This is a genomic window from Streptomyces sp. NPDC059255 (genome assembly GCF_042752355.1).
Classification (GTDB): Bacteria; Actinomycetota; Actinomycetes; order Streptomycetales; family Streptomycetaceae; genus Streptomyces.
In genome coordinates this window covers 19356-37359 of sequence record NZ_JBHYZP010000035.1, presented here as the reverse complement: position 1 = coordinate 37359, position 18004 = coordinate 19356, and the positions used below count along the sequence as shown (strand labels likewise).

General features: G+C 72.3%; 14 protein-coding genes. 2 read left to right on the top strand and 12 right to left on the bottom strand.

Features of this window, described 5'->3' with window-relative positions; all coding sequences use genetic code 11:
* Window positions 1–36: 36 nt before the first annotated feature.
* Entirely contained in the window at window positions 37–777 is a 741-nt protein-coding gene (locus ACFXKG_RS31755) for a DNA polymerase beta superfamily protein (RefSeq protein ID WP_384846382.1), read from the top strand.
* Between the two features lie 51 nt (window positions 778–828).
* Here the strand turns inward: ACFXKG_RS31755 and ACFXKG_RS31750 are convergent, their stop codons facing one another.
* The 12 genes from ACFXKG_RS31750 to ACFXKG_RS31695 form a co-directional block, all read right to left on the bottom strand.
* Complete coding sequence (locus ACFXKG_RS31750; RefSeq protein ID WP_384846380.1) at window positions 829–1671, bottom strand: DNA polymerase beta superfamily protein; 843 nt, start codon at window positions 1669–1671, stop codon at window positions 829–831.
* Window positions 1672–1674: 3 nt separating this feature from the next.
* Window positions 1675–2697, bottom strand: coding sequence for an ADP-ribosylglycohydrolase family protein (locus tag ACFXKG_RS31745; RefSeq protein ID WP_384846378.1), 1023 nt, complete (start codon window positions 2695–2697; stop codon window positions 1675–1677).
* Window positions 2694–3503 carry an NUDIX domain-containing protein gene (locus ACFXKG_RS31740; RefSeq protein ID WP_384846376.1) on the bottom strand — a complete coding sequence of 270 codons (810 nt, stop codon included), beginning with the start codon at window positions 3501–3503 and terminating at the stop codon, window positions 2694–2696. Before ACFXKG_RS31740 ends, ACFXKG_RS31745 begins: the two co-directional genes overlap by 4 nt.
* A 261-nt stretch (window positions 3504–3764) precedes the next feature.
* On the bottom strand, window positions 3765–4991 hold the full coding sequence (locus ACFXKG_RS31735) for a pseudouridine synthase (protein ID WP_384846374.1): 1227 nt from the start codon (window positions 4989–4991) through the stop codon (window positions 3765–3767).
* Window positions 4991–5566, bottom strand: coding sequence for an SMC-Scp complex subunit ScpB (gene scpB, locus ACFXKG_RS31730; protein ID WP_384846490.1), 576 nt, complete (start codon window positions 5564–5566; stop codon window positions 4991–4993). Before scpB ends, ACFXKG_RS31735 begins: the two co-directional genes overlap by 1 nt.
* Window positions 5567–5631: 65 nt before the next feature.
* A complete protein-coding gene (locus tag ACFXKG_RS31725) occupies window positions 5632–6690 on the bottom strand; it encodes a segregation and condensation protein A (RefSeq protein ID WP_384846372.1) in 1059 nt (352 codons plus the stop codon).
* Window positions 6691–6755: 65 nt separating this feature from the next.
* Window positions 6756–7400: a hypothetical protein gene (locus tag ACFXKG_RS31720; RefSeq protein ID WP_384846370.1), complete on the bottom strand. Its 645-nt coding sequence runs from the start codon at window positions 7398–7400 to the stop codon at window positions 6756–6758.
* Window positions 7385–8506: a ParA family protein gene (locus ACFXKG_RS31715; RefSeq protein WP_365810449.1), complete on the bottom strand. Its 1122-nt coding sequence runs from the start codon at window positions 8504–8506 to the stop codon at window positions 7385–7387. Before ACFXKG_RS31715 ends, ACFXKG_RS31720 begins: the two co-directional genes overlap by 16 nt.
* A 382-nt stretch (window positions 8507–8888) precedes the next feature.
* The gene (gene ald, locus ACFXKG_RS31710) at window positions 8889–10004 is read right to left on the bottom strand and encodes an alanine dehydrogenase (protein WP_384846367.1); all 1116 of its coding nucleotides are present in this window, start codon (window positions 10002–10004) and stop codon (window positions 8889–8891) included.
* Window positions 10005–10159: 155 nt separating this feature from the next.
* A complete protein-coding gene (locus ACFXKG_RS31705; protein WP_384846488.1) occupies window positions 10160–12262 on the bottom strand; it encodes a tetratricopeptide repeat protein in 2103 nt (700 codons plus the stop codon).
* 992 nt (window positions 12263–13254) lie between these two features.
* Entirely contained in the window at window positions 13255–13881 is a 627-nt protein-coding gene (locus ACFXKG_RS31700) for an NUDIX domain-containing protein (protein WP_382887213.1), read from the bottom strand.
* Window positions 13882–13982: 101 nt separating this feature from the next.
* The gene (locus ACFXKG_RS31695; protein WP_384846365.1) at window positions 13983–15677 is read right to left on the bottom strand and encodes a CTP synthase; all 1695 of its coding nucleotides are present in this window, start codon (window positions 15675–15677) and stop codon (window positions 13983–13985) included.
* Between the two features lie 431 nt (window positions 15678–16108).
* Between ACFXKG_RS31695 and ACFXKG_RS31690 the strand changes: the two genes are divergently transcribed.
* On the top strand, window positions 16109–17917 hold the full coding sequence (locus tag ACFXKG_RS31690; protein WP_365810516.1) for a glycoside hydrolase family 15 protein: 1809 nt from the start codon (window positions 16109–16111) through the stop codon (window positions 17915–17917).
* Window positions 17918–18004: the final 87 nt, after the last annotated feature.

The following is an 18004-nucleotide window of genomic DNA, read 5'->3' as shown; positions in this document are numbered from 1 at the left end:
CGACGGCCTCCCGCGCAGGCCCGTACGCTCGCGCGCATGGCCTCGCCTTCTCCTTCGCCCTCGACCTCCTCCTCCCCGTCGCCCTCGTCCTCCCCCTCGCCGGAGGACCTCGTCCGCGACCACACCGTCTACGCGTGCGTCATGGGCTCGCGCGCCTTCGGGCTCGCGACGGAGGAGAGCGACACCGACCGGCGCGGGGTCTTCCTCGCCCCGACGCCGTCGTACTGGGGCTTCGAGAAGCCGCCGCTCCACGTCGAGGGGCCCGCGCCCGAGCAGTTCTCCTGGGAGCTGGAACGCTTCTGCTCCCTCGCGCTGCGCACCAACCCGAACGTCCTGGAGTGTCTGCACTCACCGCTCGTCGAGCACGTCGACGCCACGGGCCGCGAACTGCTCGCGCTGCGCGACGCGTTCCTCTCGCGGCAGGCGTACGGGACCTTCGTCCGGTACGCGGAGAGCCAGCACAGGAAGCTGGAGACGGACGTCCGGCGCGGCGGCGCCCCGCGCTGGAAGCCCGCCATGCATCTGCTCCGGCTGCTCGCCTCCTGCCGGGATCTGCTCCGTACCGGCGAACTGGTCATCGACGTCGGTACGGAGCGGGAGCCGCTGCTGGCGGTCAAGCGCGGCGAGGTGCCCTGGCCCGAGGTGGCGCGCCGGGTGGCCGGGCTGATCGCGGAGGCGGAGGAGGCGGTCGGGCGCTCCCCGCTGCCGGCCGAGCCGGACCGGGCCCGGGTGGAGGACTTCCTGATCCGTACGCGCCGCGCCTCGGCCGGCGCGTAGCCCCGTACCCCTGCAGCCACGTAGCCACGTAGCCACGAGGACGCGTACGGATCAGCCCGCGAGCCGGACGCGGACCACGAAGTCGTGCAGCGCCTCGTGCCCGGCGCCGCCGTCGGGCAGGGCCGTGGCCGAGCGCGCCTCGTCCAGCACCGCGCGCAGCGCCTCCACGTCCTGTTCCAGCCGGTCCCGGCCGGGCCCGGCGGCAGGGGCGTGCTCGGCCTCGGCCTTGGCCGCGATCAGCTCGGGCAGATAGCCCGGCGCCGCCACCTCCCCCAGCAGGGTGGGCAGATGCGCCAGGATCCCGCCGCCGCGCATCAGGTGCACGCCGGTGAGCAGCGCGCGGAAGGTGTAGAGCAGGGGCTTGAGTTCACCGGTCCGCTCGAACAGCCGCCACTGCGTCCGCGCGAACCCCGCGTAGTGGTGGGCGTGGTGGCTGGTGAGCACGGCGGGCGCGAGGGCGATCAGCTCCCGGTGCGCCTCGGACGTGCGGACCACCAGCGGCGAGAGCAGCTGCTCCAGTACGTAGCCGTTGCGGCGCAGCATCAGCCGGACGAACTTGCGCAGGTCGTGGGTGACGAGGTCGGTCTCCACACCGTCCCGGTCGGCCATCCGCGACCGGGTCTCCTCCGGCTCCCGGAGCCCGATCAGCGCGGCGACGGGCAGCAGATGGGCACCTCGGACGTCCACGTCCGAGTCACGGGAGGGGAAGCCGTACAGATGCGCCCCGGAGACCGTGGCGAACAGCAGCGGGTCGGTCTCCGCGGCGAGGACCGGGCCGAGGTCGGTGACCGGCAGCCCGGCCGCGCGCAGGCGGTCGGCACGGCTCCGCTCCTCGGCGTGGTCCGGCCCCGCCGGGTGGTCCCGCTCGTCCGCGCTCAACTCTTCGGTACGCATGGGTCAAGAGTCCCAGAGGGCTCCCAGCGACATGAGGTCGCTGCGGTACTCGATGCGTTCGGCCCATTCCTTCGGCCAGGCGCCCGCGCCCAGGTACGCGCCCGCGAAGGCGCCCGTCAGGCAGGCGATGGAGTCCGAGTCGCCGCGCGTGCAGGCGGCCCGGCGCACCGCGGTGACGGGGTCGGACGGGAAGAGCAGGAAGCAGAGCAGTCCGGTGGCCAGGGCCTCCTCGGCGATCCAGCCGTCCCCGGTGGCCAGGCAGGGGTCGGTCTCCGGGGACGGGGAGCGCAGGGCCTGCTGGAGGCGTTCGAGGACCTCCAGGCAGTCGTCCCAGCCGCGGGCGATGAACTCCTCGGGCGAGGCGTCGTCGGCGTACGTCCACAGGTCGCCGAGCCAGCGCTGGCGGTAGTGCTCGCGGTTCTCGTACGCGTAACTGCGGAGCTGGCCCATCAGCGCCCCGGGCTCACCGCCGTGCGAGAGCAGGTAGACGGCGCGCGCCGTGAGGTCGGACGCGGCGAGGGCGGTCGGGTGGCCGTGGGTGAGCGCGGCCTGCAACTGGGCGGCGCCCGCCCGCTGTTCGTCACTCAGCCCGGGCACCAGACCGATCGGGGCGACGCGCATGTTGGCCCCGCAGCCCTTGGAGTGGATCTGGCTGGCGCGCTGCCAGGGCCGCTCGCTGTCGAGGAGCATGCAGGCCCTCATGCAGGTGGCGCCGGGGGCGCGGTTGTTGTCCGGGGAGTGGTACCAGTCGACGAACTCGTCGCGTACGGGCCGCTCCAGGCGGAGCGGACCGAGGACACCGCGGTCCATCGCGGTCCTGATGCCGCGGGCGAAGGCGAGCGTCATCTGGGTGTCGTCCGTGACGACGGCGGGCTTCGGCAGTGCCATCTCGCGCCAGGGGCCGCACTTGGCGAGGATCGAGGGGACGTCGCTGAACTCGGTGGGGAATCCGAGGGCGTCGCCGAGCGCCAGCCCGATGAGGGTGCCCGTCGCGGCCTGTTTGGTGAGGGTCCTCGCGATGATCATGCCGTCCGTCCTTCCGGTCGCAGCAGAGGTGGGTGCAGCGTGGTGGCGGCGCCCGCACGGTAGAGCGCGGCGGGTTTCCCGCGGCCACCCGTCCGGCGCGGCGGCCCTTCCAGCGCCTGGACGAACCCAGGCGTGGTGAGGACCTTGCGCCGGAAGTTGGGGCGGTCGAGTGCCACGCCCCAGACGGTCTCGTAGACCTGCCGCAACTCGCCCAGCGTGAACTCGGGCGGGCAGAAGGCCGTGGCGAGACAGGTGTATTCGAGCTTGGCGCCGATGCGGTCGTAGGCGTCGGCGAGGATGTCGTCGTGGTCGAAGGCGAGGGAGCCGCGGTCCCCGAACTCGGTCCAGCGGGCGCGGACGGCGTCCCCGCCGCCGCGCGGCTCCGGCAGGTCCGGCACGAGGGCGGCGTACGCGACGGAGACGACCCGCATCCGGGGGTCGCGGTCCGGGGCGCTGTAAGTACGCAGCTGTTCGAGGTGGAGCGCGCCCGCGGTCTCCTCCGACAGGCCGGTCTCCTCGGCGAGTTCACGGCGGGCGGCCTGCCCGGCGGACTCCTTCGGCTGGACGAAGCCGCCGGGCAGGGCCCAGTCGCCCCGGTAGGGGGCCTCGCCACGCTCGACGAGCAGGACGTGGAGCCGGCCGTCGCGGACGGTGAAGACGGCGAGGTCGACCGTGACGGCGAAGGGCTCGAACGCGGACGGGTCGTACGGCGGGGCGTCGTGCGGAGCCTCGTGCGGCACGTCGTGCGGCACGTCGTAGGGGGGCGGGTCCCCGGCCGTGGTGACGCGCCGCGCGGGCGCCTTCATCGTCGCCCTCGCGGAACCGGGGAACCTGGTCCACCCCCGTGGGACCAGGTTCCCCGGCGGTGACCGGTGGGGGGCAGCAGTGGACTCACGCCCGCCTCCTTAATGGTCATGTTGACTATAAAGCGGGACGGGCCGCCGCGACAAGAGAGAAGCCCGCGGCCCATGGGAGAAGCCCGCGGCCATGAGGGCCACGGGCTTCTCTCACGTACCACCGGTGTCGGGGACACCGGTGGTCACAGAGGCCTGTCTGTCTCGGACGGCTCAGAGGCCGACTTCCTTCATCAGCATGCCGACCTCGGTGTTGGTGAGGCGGCGCAGCCAGCCGGACTTCTGGTCGCCCAGCGGGATCGGGCCGAAGGACGTACGGACGAGACGGTCGACCGGGAATCCGGCCTCGGCGAGCATCCGGCGGACGATGTGCTTGCGCCCCTCGTGGAGGGTGACCTCCACGAGGTAGTTCTTGCCGGTGTTCTCGACGACGCGGAAGTGGTCGGCCTTGGCGTAGCCGTCCTCCAGCTGGATGCCGTCCTTGAGCCGCTTGCCCAGATCGCGCGGGAGCGGGCCCTGGATCGCGGCGAGGTAGATCTTCTTGACGCCGTACTTGGGGTGCGTCAGCCGGTGGGCCAGCTCGCCGTGGTTGGTGAGCAGGATGATGCCCTCGGTCTCCGTGTCGAGCCGGCCGACGTGGAAGAGCCGGGTCTCGCGGTTGGTGACGTAGTCGCCGAGGTTCTGCCGGCCGTCGGGGTCGCCCATCGTGGAGACGACTCCGGCCGGCTTGTTCAGCGCGAAGAAGAGGTGCGACTGGGTGGCGACGGTCAGCCCGTCGACCTTGATCTCGTCGTGCTCCGGGTCGACGCGCATGCCCTGTTCGAGCACGATCTCGCCGTTGACCTCGACGCGGGCCTGCTCGATCAGCTCCTCGCAGGCGCGGCGGGAGCCCATGCCGGCGCGGGCGAGGACCTTCTGCAGCCGCTCGCCCTCCTGCTCGGCGCCCGGGTTGGTCCTGGGCGTCGTGATGGCGGGCTTGCCCGCGTACCGGTCGCGGTTGCGCTGCTCGATCTTGGCGTCCAGTTCACGGGGACGGGACGGTGCGCCGCGCCGGGGACCGCCCTTGCCGCCCCGTGTGCCACCCTGCGCCGGCTTGGGGCCGCCCTTGGCGCCGCCCCTGGCCGCCGCGCCGCGGGCGCCGCCGCCCTGGCGCGTGCCGCCGCCGGAGCCGCCGGACCCCCCGGAACCACTGCCGCCGCCCTCGCCACCGGAACGGCGGGCGCCGCGGGGGGCGCCGGACGCGCCGGAGCCGCCGGTGGGGCCCGTGCGGCCGACGTCGTAACGGCGCTCCTCGGGACGCGGGCGGGACGGCCGCTTGGGCCTGTCGTCGCGCCCGCCGGCCCCCCGGTTGTCCCGGTCCTCCCGGTCGTCCCGGCCGCCGCCGCGCCCGCCTCCGCTGTTCCGGTCGGAGCCGCCGCTGTTCCTGCCGTTGCTTCGCATCAAAGTTCCGTCTTGTCGTCTGCGTGGGTTTCCGGGGCGTCAGGCGCGTCCGGATCGAACGACGGGACGCCTTCCTGGCTCTCGGCCTCGACCGCCTCCGCCTCGGGGAGGAAGGGCGCGAGCTCCGGCAGCTCGTCCAGGCCGCGCAGGCCCATCCGCTCCAAAAAGTAGTTCGTCGTCCTGTACAGGATCGCACCTGTTTCGGGTTCCGCGCCCGCCTCCTCCACCAGCCCGCGCTGAAGGAGGGTGCGCATGACACCGTCACAGTTCACTCCGCGTACGGCGGAGACCCGCGAACGGCTCACCGGCTGGCGGTACGCGACGACCGCCAGGGTCTCCAGCGCGGCCTGGGTCAGCCGGGCGTGCTGCCCGTCGAGTACGAAGCTCTCGACGGCCTCGGCGTACTCGGGCCGCGTGTAGAAGCGCCAGCCGCCGGCGACCAGCCGCAGCTCGAAGCCGCGGCCCTGGACGGTGTACTCGTCGGCCAGCGCGCGCAGCGCGTCCGCGACGGCGCCGCGGGGGCGGTCGAGGACCTTGGCGAGATGCTCCTCGGTGGCGGGCTCGTCGACGACCATGAGGACCGCCTCCAGGGCGGGCCTGAGCTCCAGGTCCGCGACCGTACCCGGCGGCTGCCGCTCACTCACACCGTCTCCTCACTGTCGTCGCCCTCACTGTCCCCACTGTCCCGGCTGTCCCCGTCGCCCCTGCCGCCCTCGTCGACGTAGCCGTCCCCGCCGGTCCAGCGGACCATGAGCGGCCCCAGCGCCTCGTCCTGCTCCAGGGCGACGACGCGCTCCCGGTACAGGTCCAGGAGGGCCAGGAAGCGTGCCACGACGGTGAGGGTGCCGTCGGTGCCGTGGATGTCCTCGGTCAGCTCCCGGAAGCTCATCCCGCCGCGCTCGCGCAGCAGCGCGACGACGATCCCGGCCTGTTCCCGGACGGAGACCAGCGGCGCGTGGATGTGGTCCACGTACACCCGGGGCCTCGGCTTCGGCTGCATCGCCTTCACCGCGAGCCGGGCGAACCCCTCGGCCCCGACGCCGATGACGACCTCGGGCAGCAGCTCCGCGTGGTGCGGTTCCAGTCCGACCGTACGGGGGTGGCGCCGGGCTTCGGTCTCCAGCCGCTCGCCGAAGATCTCCGCGACCCGCTTGTACGCGCGGTACTGGAGCAGCCGCGCGAAGAGCAGGTCGCGTGCCTCCAGGAGCGCGAGATCGGCCTCGTCCTCGATCTCGGCGGCGGGCAGCAGCCGGGCGGCCTTCAGGTCGAGCAGGGTCGCGGCGACCACCAGGAACTCGGTGGTCTGGTCGAGGTCGCCCTCGGGGCCCATCGCCCGCAGATGGGCCATGAACTCGTCGGTGACCTGGGAGAGCGCGACCTCGGTCACGTCCATGCGGTGCTTCGAGATGAGCTGGAGCAGCAGGTCGAAGGGGCCCTCGAAGTTGGCGAGCCGCACGGTGAATCGCCGCTCGTCCCCGCCGCCGTCCTCCCTGTCCCCGCCGTCCCCGTCGTCCCCGCCCTCGGCGGCCTCGGAAACAGCGGAGACCTCAGGGACCTCAGCAGTCTCGACCGGCTCAACCGGCTCGACGGGCTCAACCGCCTCGACCCGCTCGGGGCCGGGGACGACGGGCGCCGGGGTGCCGGGGCCTCGGCCCAGCGGGCGGCGCGGCGGGCGGGCGGGGTCGGGCGGCGGGGGCATCGCGGTCCTGGGAGCGGCGGGGGCGGCGGGGCGGTGAGCGGTGGGGCGGCCCGCGCAGGCTACCGTCAGCGCCCGCGCAGCCGCCGTACGAGGATGCTCGCGTCGCCGCGCGATTCGAGGTCGGCGAGGACGACCGCGACCGCCTCGCGGACGATCCGCCCGCGGTCCACGGCGAGTCCGTGCTCGCCGCGCAGCACCAGCCGGGCGTGTTCGAGGTCCATCAGTTCCTCGGCCGAGACATAGACCGTGATCTTCTCGTCGTGCCGTTCGCGCCCGCTGGGGCGCCGGTTGGCGCCGCGCCGCTGCCGGCGCTGCTGCCCGCCCTGCTGTGCGTTCTGCGCGCCCTGCGTCCCCGTTCCCGGCCCCGTACCGCCGCCGGGGCCCGGCCCCGCGGGCCCGCCCTCCTGCGGCCTGCGGGCCTGCACGGCGGTCGCGGCCTGCTCCGCGTCGGCGGTGCGGCTGCGCGCCGGCTGGGCCGGGGCGGGCTCCCCGTCCGGCCCGGAGTGCTCCTCCGCCGATCCGGACGCCGTCCCGGACCCGTCCGGGCCCGCCTGGTCGCCGCCGGGATCGCTCTCCCCGGCCGGCGCGGGCACCCGCGGTTCGCCGTTCGCACCCCGCCGCTGCGCCGCCGGGGACGACGACGTCAGCGCCATGCCTCCGGTCGTACGGAACAGTTCGTCGGCGCCGGGCAGACTCACTCGGCGTGACACCGGGCGAGCACCTCCCTGGCGAGCTGGCGATAGGCGGCGGCCCCGACGGAGTTCGAGGCGTACGTGGTGATGGGTTCACCGGCGACGGTGGTCTCCGGGAAGCGCACGGTGCGTCCGATCACGGTGTGGTAGACGTGATTGTCGAACGCCTCCACGACGCGCGCGAGCACCTCACGGCTGTGCACCGTGCGCGAGTCGTACATGGTGGCGAGGATGCCGTCGAGCTCCAGCTCCGGGTTGAGCCGCTCCTGGACCTTCTCGATGGTCTCCGTGAGCAGCGCGACCCCGCGCAGCGCGAAGAACTCGCACTCCAGCGGCACGATCACCTTGTGAGCGGCCGTCAGCGCGTTCACGGTCAGCAGACCGAGCGAGGGCTGGCAGTCGATCACGATGTAGTCGTAGTCGAGCATCAGGGGCTTGAGCGCGCGCTGGAGCGTGGACTCGCGCGCGACCTCGCTCACGAGCTGCACCTCGGCGGCCGAGAGGTCGATGTTGCTCGGCAGCAGGTCCATGTTGGGCACGGCGGTCTTCAGCAGCACCTCGTCGGCCGCCATGCCCCGCTCCATGAGCAGGTTGTAGACGGTGAGGTCGAGCTCCATCGGATTCACACCGAGCCCGACCGACAGGGCTCCCTGCGGGTCGAAGTCGACGAGCAGCACACGCCGGCCGTACTCCGCGAGGGCGGCGCCCAGGTTGATGGTCGACGTGGTCTTGCCGACGCCGCCCTTCTGGTTGCACATCGCGATGATCTTCGCGGGGCCGTGGTCGGTGAGCGGGCCGGGAATCGGGAAGTACGGCAGCGGGCGCCCGGTCGGGCCGATCCGCTCGCGGCGCTGGCGGGCAGCGTCGGGGGCGAGGGTGGCCGCGTATTCGGGGTCCGGCTCGTATTCGGCGTCAGGGTCGTAGAAGTGCCCCTCGGGCGCTTCGTCGAAGTCGGCGAACGAAGTGGACTCTCGGCCACCCTCGTTGCCGGCCATGGCGTTCACGTGTTGGCCGTCCATCATCTGGTGGGCTGTCGTCATGTGCTGGTGGGTGGCGAAGGTGCGGACAGCTACGGAGCCGACAGCCTCGAACCCGGACGACGGGCCATAGCCCCTCACCGGCATTCCTGGTTGACCACCCCCGGGAGTAAATGTCGACTCATTCACAAGTCGTCTTACCTCCTTGGACGGGACCAGGAAACTTATCGATAGGTCAGCGTGGCACCATGCCGACGATTGGCGACTCTATGGCGTGTCACCACTCCGCAGCAACACAATCCGCCGGACCGGACCCGATGTGTCGGCAACCGAACACCCCTCTGTCAAGGGCGCACAACCCTCTCACCAAGGCAGGGCGGCGAGGTTTCGCCGCCCTGCGAAACGGTTGAAATTGTTACGTTCGAGGCGAGTTGGCCGGACGCGGCACACTCCGCGGGAACGCGTACGGCCGGACCTCACCGGGCAAGGTCCGGCCGTCGGCGTGACGTTGACGACGCCCGTTGACATCTCAGGCGAGAACTGCCCCCAATTCGGCGTGATCCAGACCGTGGGCCTCCGCCACCTCGCGGTAAACCACCTGGCCGTCATGGGTGTTGAGCCCCTTGGCGAGTGCCGGGTCACGGCGCAGCGCGCCGGCCCAGCCGTGGTTCGCCAGCTCCACGATGTACGGCAGAGTGGCGTTGGTCAGGGCGTACGTGGAGGTGTGCGGCACGGCGCCCGGCATGTTGGCCACGCAGTAGAAGACCGAGTCGTGCACCCGGAAGGTCGGCTCGGCGTGGGTGGTGGGGCGTGAGTCCTCGAAGCAGCCGCCCTGATCAATCGCAATGTCGACAAGTACACTTCCGGGCTTCATCCGGGCGACGAGCGCGTTGGTGACGAGCTTCGGCGCCTTCGCGCCTGGGATCAGCACGGCCCCGATCACGAGGTCCGCCTCGATGACCGCCTTCTCCAGTTCGAAGGCGTTGGAGACGATGGTCCGGACCTTGCTGCCGAAGATCCGGTCGGCCTCGCGCAGCTTGTTGATGTCCCGGTCGAGCAGGGTCACGTGGAAGCCCATGCCGACGGCGATCTGGGTGGCGTTCCAGCCGGAGACCCCGCCGCCGATGACCACGGCACGGCCCGCCGCCGTACCGGGCACACCGCCCGGCAGCACACCGCGTCCGCCGGCCGAACGCATCAGGTGGTACGCGCCGACCTGCGGCGCCAGCCGCCCCGCGACCTCGGACATCGGGGCGAGCAGCGGCAGCGCGCGGTTCGCGGTCTCGACCGTCTCGTAGGCGATGGCGGTGGTGCCGGACTCCAGCAGGGCGTCGGTGCAGGCGCGGGACGCGGCCAGGTGCAGGTAGGTGAAGAGCGTCTGGTCCTTGCGCAGCCGGTGGTACTCCTCGGCGACCGGCTCCTTCACCTTCAGCAGCAGGTCGGCGGTGGCCCAGACCTCGTCGGCGGTGGGCAGGATCCGGGCGCCGGCGGCGGTGTACTCGCCATCGGTGATCGAGGAGCCGGTGCCGGCGTCCTGTTCGACGACGACCTGATGTCCCTGGCGCACCAGTTCGTGCACACCGGCGGGCGTGATGGCCACCCGGAACTCGTTGTTCTTGACCTCGCGGGGGATACCGACCAACACGGCAGATCACGGTCCTTGGCTCGGGGGATTCCGCGGAGACTCCGGACGCAATCCCATACATACCCGGGCACGCGTGGCACACGGGAAGGCACCGCTGACGAAGGCGGCAAAGCCAGTCTAATGAAGGATTTCCTGCTGTCTAGCCTTACAAAGCATCAGTCCTCGACGACAGCGCTACGGATTTCGTAGGTGTTTCCTTCCGTTTCTAGGAGAAGGCGCTCCGCGGTGGCGCGGTGCAGCCGGGCCGCCGCCGGATCTCCGAGCCGGTCCAGCGTGTCCGCCACCCGGAGCTGGAGCGCCGCCTGGAGCCGCAGGTCCCCGGCGAGCCGCGCCCACTCGACCGCCTCCTGGCAGGTACGCAGCGACTCCTGCGGCCGGCCCGCGTACTCCTGGACCCGGGCCGCCTCGCTCAGCGACCGCGCCTGGCCCGGCAGATCGCCCAGTCTGCGGTGGATCGCGGTGGCGGCGCGCCAGTTGCGCAGGGCCTCGCCGTAGCGGCCCGCGTACGTGTGGACGGTGCCGAGGCGGCCGTACAGACGCGCCTCGTCGGCCCGCTCGCCCCGGCTCAGCCGCTGGGAGAGGGCCCGCCCGTACCAGTCGGCGGCCCGCTGCCAGTCCTGCAGGTCCTGGTGGGCGCCGCCCAGCGACTCCATGGCACGGCCGGTGGCGTACAGGTCGCCCGCGGCCCGTCCGGCGTCCAGCGCGGCGCGGTAGCGGGCGAGCGCGTCGTGGGTACGGCCGGTCCTGGCGTCCAGATCGCCGATGTTCAGCAGGGCGGCGGCCTGCTCCCGGTACAGCTCGTGCCGTTCCGCGATGTCGAGGACGAGCTGGTGGAGCCCGTACAGCTCGGGGGCGGCGGCCTCCGTGCCCCGGTGCGCGGCCAGCGCGCGGACCAGGGCCGCGACCAGCCGGCGGGCCAGGGTGTCCAGCTCCCCGTCGGCGACCGCGAGGCGCGCGGCGGCCAGCAGGGCGGGCTGCCGGGAGTACAGCCACCCGGCCGCGGCTTCGGCGTTCGGGAAGCGCAGCGCGCGCGGCAGCCCGGCGAGCCGTTTACGGGCCGGGGAGCCCTCGGGGTCGGTGACGGCACGGCAGGACTGGAGCAGCCGTACGGTCCGCTCCAGCATCCGCGCGCGGGCCAGCTGCACCTCGGCGGGGCGGTCCTCGGCCAGCAGGACGCGCAGCAGCGGGACGAGGCAGCCGGGGAGGACGTACTGATCGAGGGGGACCCGCTCGGGGTCGGGCCGGTACGGCCGCTCGGTCCCCCGCGCGGTCCGGTCGTCGGCGGTGCGGAGCAGCCCCCGTACGGCGAAGTCGTCCAGCAGGGCGGCGGCGTCCGACATGGAGCAGCCGGCCAGCGCCGAGGCGGTGTGCGCGTCGGTGATCCCGGCGGGCGCGAAGGCGAGCAGCCGGAGCATCCGGGCGGCGGGCTGCGGCAGGCTTTCGTACACGAGCCGGAAGGCGCGGGCGAGCGGGCGGATCCCGACGGGCCACTCGGGGTCGTGCGGCAGGGCGCGCAGCCGCTTGGACACATCGGCGACCGACGCCATGGGGCGCGCCGCGAGCCAGCCGCCGGCCAGCACGAGCGCGGCGGGCTGACCGCCGCACTCCTCCGCGAGGGACTCCGCGGCCTGTGGGTCCACGGTGATCCGTACGGCGCCGGTGAACCGCGTGAGCAGTTCGATGGCGGCCTTGGTGTCCATCCCGCCGAGGGTGCAGGGGCGCACGTCGGGGATCCCGGTGAGCGGCCCCCGCGAGACGGCGACGACCAGGCAGTCCGGGTTGTCGGGCACGAGCGGGTCGACCTGCCCGGCGTCGGCGGCGTCGTCGAGGAGCAGCAGCACCCGGCGGACGCTCAGCGCCTCGCGCACCATTTCGGACAGTTCGTCCTCCCCCGCGCCGGGCGGCGTGGCCACGCCGAACGCGCCGAGGATCTCGCGGGCGGTCCGCTCCGTGGGCACCCGCGCGCCGCCGGACTCGGTGAGCCTGGTCCGTACGGTCCCGTCGGGATACCGGTCCCGCAACTGCCGGGCCAGCTCCCGCGCGAGCGAGGTGCGCCCGGACCCGGGGCGCCCGGCGATCAGCAGCACCCGCGCGCGGGGTTCCTTCCGGCCGGAGATCGTGTTGAGCCCGGCGCCCTCGATGTCCGCGTGCAGTGACTTGAGTTCCCGCAGCCGCCCGAAGAACTCCCCGCCGGCCACGGCACGTTCCCCCTCCGGCGGCCCCTCCACAGCTCCCGCCCGGACGACAGCCCCTGGCACGCGCTCGCCCCCGGCCGGGCCCGGGCCCCGGTCGTGAACCTGGTCCTGGTACTGGTACTGATCCTGGTCCTGCTCCGAAGCCGGCACGGCCGGCTCAGCGGGCCCGGCTTCCGCTTCGGCTTCCACTTCCGCTTCGGGGCGGGCCTGCGCCGGCACTTCGGCCACGGACTCCGGCCCGGACCCGGCAGGCACCACCGGTTCGGGACGCTCCGGCTCGGCTTCGGCTTCCGGCTGCGGCCGAGGCGCGTCAGGCGCGTCAGGCACGACCGGCTCGGGACGTTCCGGCTCGGCTTCCGCCTCCGGCCCGGGCCCGGACACGGCGGACACCACTGGCTCGGAGCCCCCCGGATCGGGCTCGACTGCCGTTACGGGGCCGGCCTCGGCCCGCGCGTCGGCCTCGGGCTCCGGCCGTGGCGCGGCAGGCGCGAGCGGCTCGGAATGCTCCGGCTCGGGACGCTCCGGCTCGGGCTCGGCCGTCCGCGGTTCGGGGTGGTCGTGGTCATCCTTCGGCACGGCGGGCTTCCGCCGGGGGCGGGTGGTCCTGGGCGTCCTGGCGGCCGGGCGCGGGGCGGGGCCGTCGCTCTCCGTACCGCTCGCGCCGTCCGTCACGTCTTCGGGACCCTCCGGGGTGCTCACCCGGGCCGTACCTTTCTTCTTCGCGGCGGACGTGGCCCGGCCGCGGCGCTTCTTCGGCGGTGCGTCGGCTTCCGTCGGCCCGGCGGCGGTCTTCCCCGGTTCCTGGGGCTTCTTCGCCCGCGCACGGCCGGGGCCGCCCACGTCCACCGCCTGATCCGTCACGGGCCACGCTCCCGTCCGCCTGCGCACGATCCGAGCCCGGCGGATCTCCGCACGGACGGTTCGAGCGTAGTTCACTCTCTGCGACGAGATCGGGAGAGCGTGGCCGGTACATCCCTCGATCGGATCAGCATTTCTTCAGATCAGAGGATGTATCAGTGGGGCGATCGACGACCGGCAGTCAGTCGGTCGATCAGTCAGGCCGCGAACGGACGTGCCGGCCACGGCGCCTCCGCCGGCCGCAGCGCCTCCACGCCGTCCCCCGCCAGCGCGGCGGTGAGCGACAGGACGCCCACCGCGAGGCAGGTGTTGTGCAGTTCGCCGCCGAGTACGCCCCGTACCAGCTCGGCCAGCTCCACCCGGGCCAGCTCCATGTCCGCCTCCTCCTCGGAGACCTGGAAGCGCTCGCCCTCCGCCTCCGACAGCTCCCGGGCGAGGAAGACCCGTACCGCCTCGTCGCAGCCGCCCGGCGTGGTGTAGACGTCCGCGAGCACCCGCCAGTCCTCGGCCTTGACGTGCGCCTCCTCGTACAGCTCGCGCTGCGCCGCGTGCAGCGGGTTCTCCCCCGGCACGTCGAGCAGGCCGGCCGGGATCTCCCAGAGCTTCTGGCGTACGGGGTGACGGTACTGGCGCAGGACCAGGACCCGGCCCGCGTCGTCGAGGGCGAGGATCGCGACGGATCCGGGGTGGACCTGGTAGTCCCGCTTCACGACCGTGCCGTCGGGCATGACCACATCATCCGTGCGGACGCTGGTCTTGTTGCCGCGGAAGGGCGTCGTGGTCGCGGTGACCCGCCATTCCTCAGGGGTGTCCTTGACGGTCATGGCAGCGTCCTCCCACGGTGGTACACAAGCGGAAACCGAGGCACAGGCCCCGCAGAACGCGGCCCGTACCCCGGCTCCCACCGTATCGCCTGCGGCGCGCCCTACGACCGCGCGGCCACCGGCTCGCCCGGCTCCTGACGCAGCCCTTCACGGCGCTCGACCGCCGCCTTCACCAGCCCCGCGAAGAGCGGGTGCGGACGCGTCGGCCGGGACCGCAGCTCCGGGTGGGCCTGGGTGGCGACCAGGTAGGGGTGCGCGGTGCGCGGGTACTCGACGTACTCGACGAGCTTGTTGTCGGGGGACGTACCGGAGAAGACGAGACCGGCCTTCTTCTCCAGCTCCGCGCGGTACGAGTTGTTGACCTCGTAGCGGTGGCGGTGGCGCTCCTCCACGTACGGCTGGTCCTCGTACACCTCACGGACGATCGAGCCCTCGGCGAGCTTCGCCGGGTAGAGGCCGAGCCGCATCGTGCCGCCCAGGTCCCCCGCGCCCTCCACGTACGCGAGCTGCTCCTCCATCGTGGAGATCACCGGGTGCGCGGTGCCGGAGTCGAACTCGGTGGAGTTGGCCTCGGCGATGCCCGCGAGGTTGCGCGCCGCGTCGATGACGATGCACTGGAGGCCGAGGCAGATGCCGAGCAGCGGCACCTTGTGCTCACGGGCGTACTGGATCGCGCCGACCTTGCCGGTCACGCCGCGCTCGCCGAAGCCGCCGGGGATCAGGATCCCGTCGACGTCCGCGAGCTGCTTCGCGGCGCCGGCCGGCGTCTTGCAGTCGTCCGACGTGACCCACTTCACGGTGACGCGCGCCTTGTTGGCGAAGCCGCCCGCGCGGATGGCCTCCGTGACGGAGAGGTACGCGTCCGGGAGATCGATGTACTTGCCGACCAGGGCGATGGTGACCTCGTGGTCGGGGTTGTGGACGCGGTCCAGCAGATCGTCCCAGACCGTCCAGTCCACATCGCGGAAGGGCAGGTCCAGCTTGCGTACGACATAGGCGTCCAGGCCCTCGGTGTGCAGCACCTTGGGGATGTCGTAGATCGACTTCGCGTCGATGGCGGCGACGACGGCCGCCTCGTCGACGTCGCACATCAGCGAGATCTTGCGCTTGATGGAGAGCGGCACGTCGCGGTCGGCGCGCAGCACGATCGCGTCCGGCTGGATGCCGATGTTCCGCAGGGCGGCCACCGAGTGCTGGGTCGGCTTGGTCTTCAGCTCGCCGGACGGGCCGATGTACGGAAGCAGCGAGATGTGCACGACGAAGACGTTGTCGCGGCCCACTTCGTGGCGGACCTGGCGGACGGTCTCCAGGAACGGCAGCGACTCGATGTCGCCGACCGTGCCGCCCACCTCCGTGATGACGACGTCGACGTCGCCGGCCGCCATCCGCCGGATGCGGTGCTTGATCTCGTTGGTGATGTGCGGGATGACCTGGACCGTGTCGCCCAGGTACTCGCCGCGCCGCTCCTTCGCGATGACCTGCGAGTAGACCTGCCCGGTGGTGACATTGGCCGAGCCGTCGAGGTCCACGTCGAGGAAGCGCTCGTAGTGGCCGATGTCCAGGTCGGTCTCGGCGCCGTCGTTCGTGACGAACACCTCACCGTGCTGGAACGGGTTCATCGTGCCGGGGTCGACGTTCAGGTACGGGTCGAGCTTCTGCATCGTGACCCGCAGACCACGCGCCTTGAGCAGCGCGCCCAGGCTGGAGGCGGTCAGGCCCTTGCCGAGGGAGGAGGCGACACCCCCGGTGACGAAGATGTGCTTGGTCGTCGAGGCTGTCGAGGATCGTGTCGGCATGGCCAAGAGGGGGCTCCCGTGGTCGCGGTTCGGTGTGCGTGCCGGAGTCCCTGCCGAGAGGTGACGGGACTGCCGTCGCTGCGGTTTCGGGGTCTCTGTGCTGTGCAGGGAGTCCACCGGTCCACGGGCTACCAGGGTAACAGCGACATGGGGAGGTCGCTTCCGGCCACGCGACACCGGTCGGCGCCCCTCCTTTCCCCCTCGTCACACTTTTTCCCCCACGTCCCCTCAGACCCACTCGTTCGGCGGACCGCTCTTCTTCCGAGCGTGACGCGGAACCCTCGGGTGCGTCGTATCCTGCTCAAACATTCGCTGCCGAGTACGGCCGGCAAACGGCACCACCCCCGCCCGATTTCCCGGAAAACCAGCTCGTCAACGACCCTTGACCGCAGTAAGCGCCCCGCGGGGCGGACGTGGCCGTTCGACTGGAGATGCACGTGGCCGGGCGCATCGAGGATTACGCACTCATCGGAGATATGCAGACCGCTGCCCTGGTCTGCCGGGACGGCACAGTCGATTGGCTGTGCCTGCCCCGCTTCGACTCGCATGCCGTGTTCGCGGCTCTGCTGGGAACCGACGAGCACGGTTTCTGGCGACTGGGACCCGCGCACCCCGCGGGCTCCGTACCGCCGCGGGCCACGCGGCGCCGCTATCGCGGAGACTCCCTGATCCTGGAGTCGGAGTGGGACACCCCGCGCGGCACCGTGAGAGTGACCGACTTCATGCCGCCGCGTGACGGCGCTCCCCAGGTCATCCGGATCGTCGAGGGCGTCAGCGGCCGGGTGCCGATGCGCTCCGCGCTGCGGATGCGCTTCAGCTACGGACGCGTCGTGCCGTGGGTGCACAAGGTGGACAACCGTACGGTCGCGGTCGCGGGACCCGACTCGGTCTGGCTGGACACCGAGGCGGAGACCCACGGCAAGGACCTGACGACGTACTCCGACTTCACCGTGGCACCCGGTGACCGGATCTCGTTCACGATCAGCTGGCAGCCCTCGCACCGGCAGCCGCCGGCGCTGCCGGACCCGGAGGGCTCCCTGGAGGCGACCTCCGAGTTCTGGCGCGAGTGGGTCGAGCACTGCACGTACCACGGTCCCTACCGGGAAGCCGTGATCCGTTCGCTGATCACGCTCAAGGCGCTGACGTACGCGCCGACCGGCGGCATCGTGGCCGCGCCGACGACCTCGCTGCCCGAGGAGATCGGCGGCAGCCGCAACTGGGACTACCGCTACACCTGGCTGCGCGACGCCGCGATCACGCTCTCGTCCCTGCTGCGCACCGGCTACCGCGAGGAGGCCCGCGCCTGGCGCGAGTGGCTGCTGCGCGCCGTGGCGGGCGATCCGGAGAACCTCCAGATCATGTACGGCATCGCGGGCGAGCGTGAGCTCGGCGAGGCGGAGCTGGACTGGCTGCCGGGGTACGAGCGTTCCGGCCCGGTCCGGGTCGGCAACGGCGCCGCGCACCAGCTCCAGCTCGACGTGTACGGCGAGGTCACCGAGGCGCTGCACCTCGCGCACATGACGGGTCTGGCCCGCAACGACTACGCCTCCGTGCTCCAGCTCAAGCTGATCCGCTACCTGGAGAAGCACTGGGACCAGCCGGACGAGGGCATCTGGGAGGTGCGCGGGCCGCGCCGGCACTTCGTGCACTCGAAGGTGATGGCGTGGGTCGCGGTCGACCGGACGATCAAGCTGATCGAGTCGGGCGACGCGGACGGGCCGCTGGAGCGCTGGCGCGAGCTGCGCGACGACATCCACCGCGATGTCTGCGAGAAGGGGTACGACAAGGAGCGGAACACCTTCACGCAGTCGTACGGCTCCCAGGAGCTGGACGCGTCGCTGCTGCTCATCCCGCAGATGGGCTTCCTGCCGCCGGACGACAAGCGGGTCATCGGCACGATCGAGGCGATCCAGCGCGAGCTGTCCACGGAGGACGGTTTCGTCCTGCGCTACCCGACGTCCGGCGAGGACGCGGGGGTCGACGGTCTGGAGGGCGACGAGGGCGCGTTCCTGGCCTGCTCGTTCTGGCTCGCCGACGACCTGGCGATGATCGGGCGGGTCGACGAGGCGCGCAAGCTCTTCGAGAAGCTGCTGTCGCTGCGGAACGATCTCGGGCTGCTGGCCGAGGAGTGGGACTCCCGGCTCCAGCGCCAGGTGGGCAACTTCCCGCAGGCGTTCAGCCATGTGCCGCTGATCGACACGGCGCTGCGGCTGACGGCGTCGGGCGCGTACGGCGGCTGACGGCCGACCGCCAGGGGCGGGGCCCGGACGGGACGGTGTACGCCGCCTCCGTCCGGGCCCTTCCCGCGTCCGGGCCCTTCCCGCGTC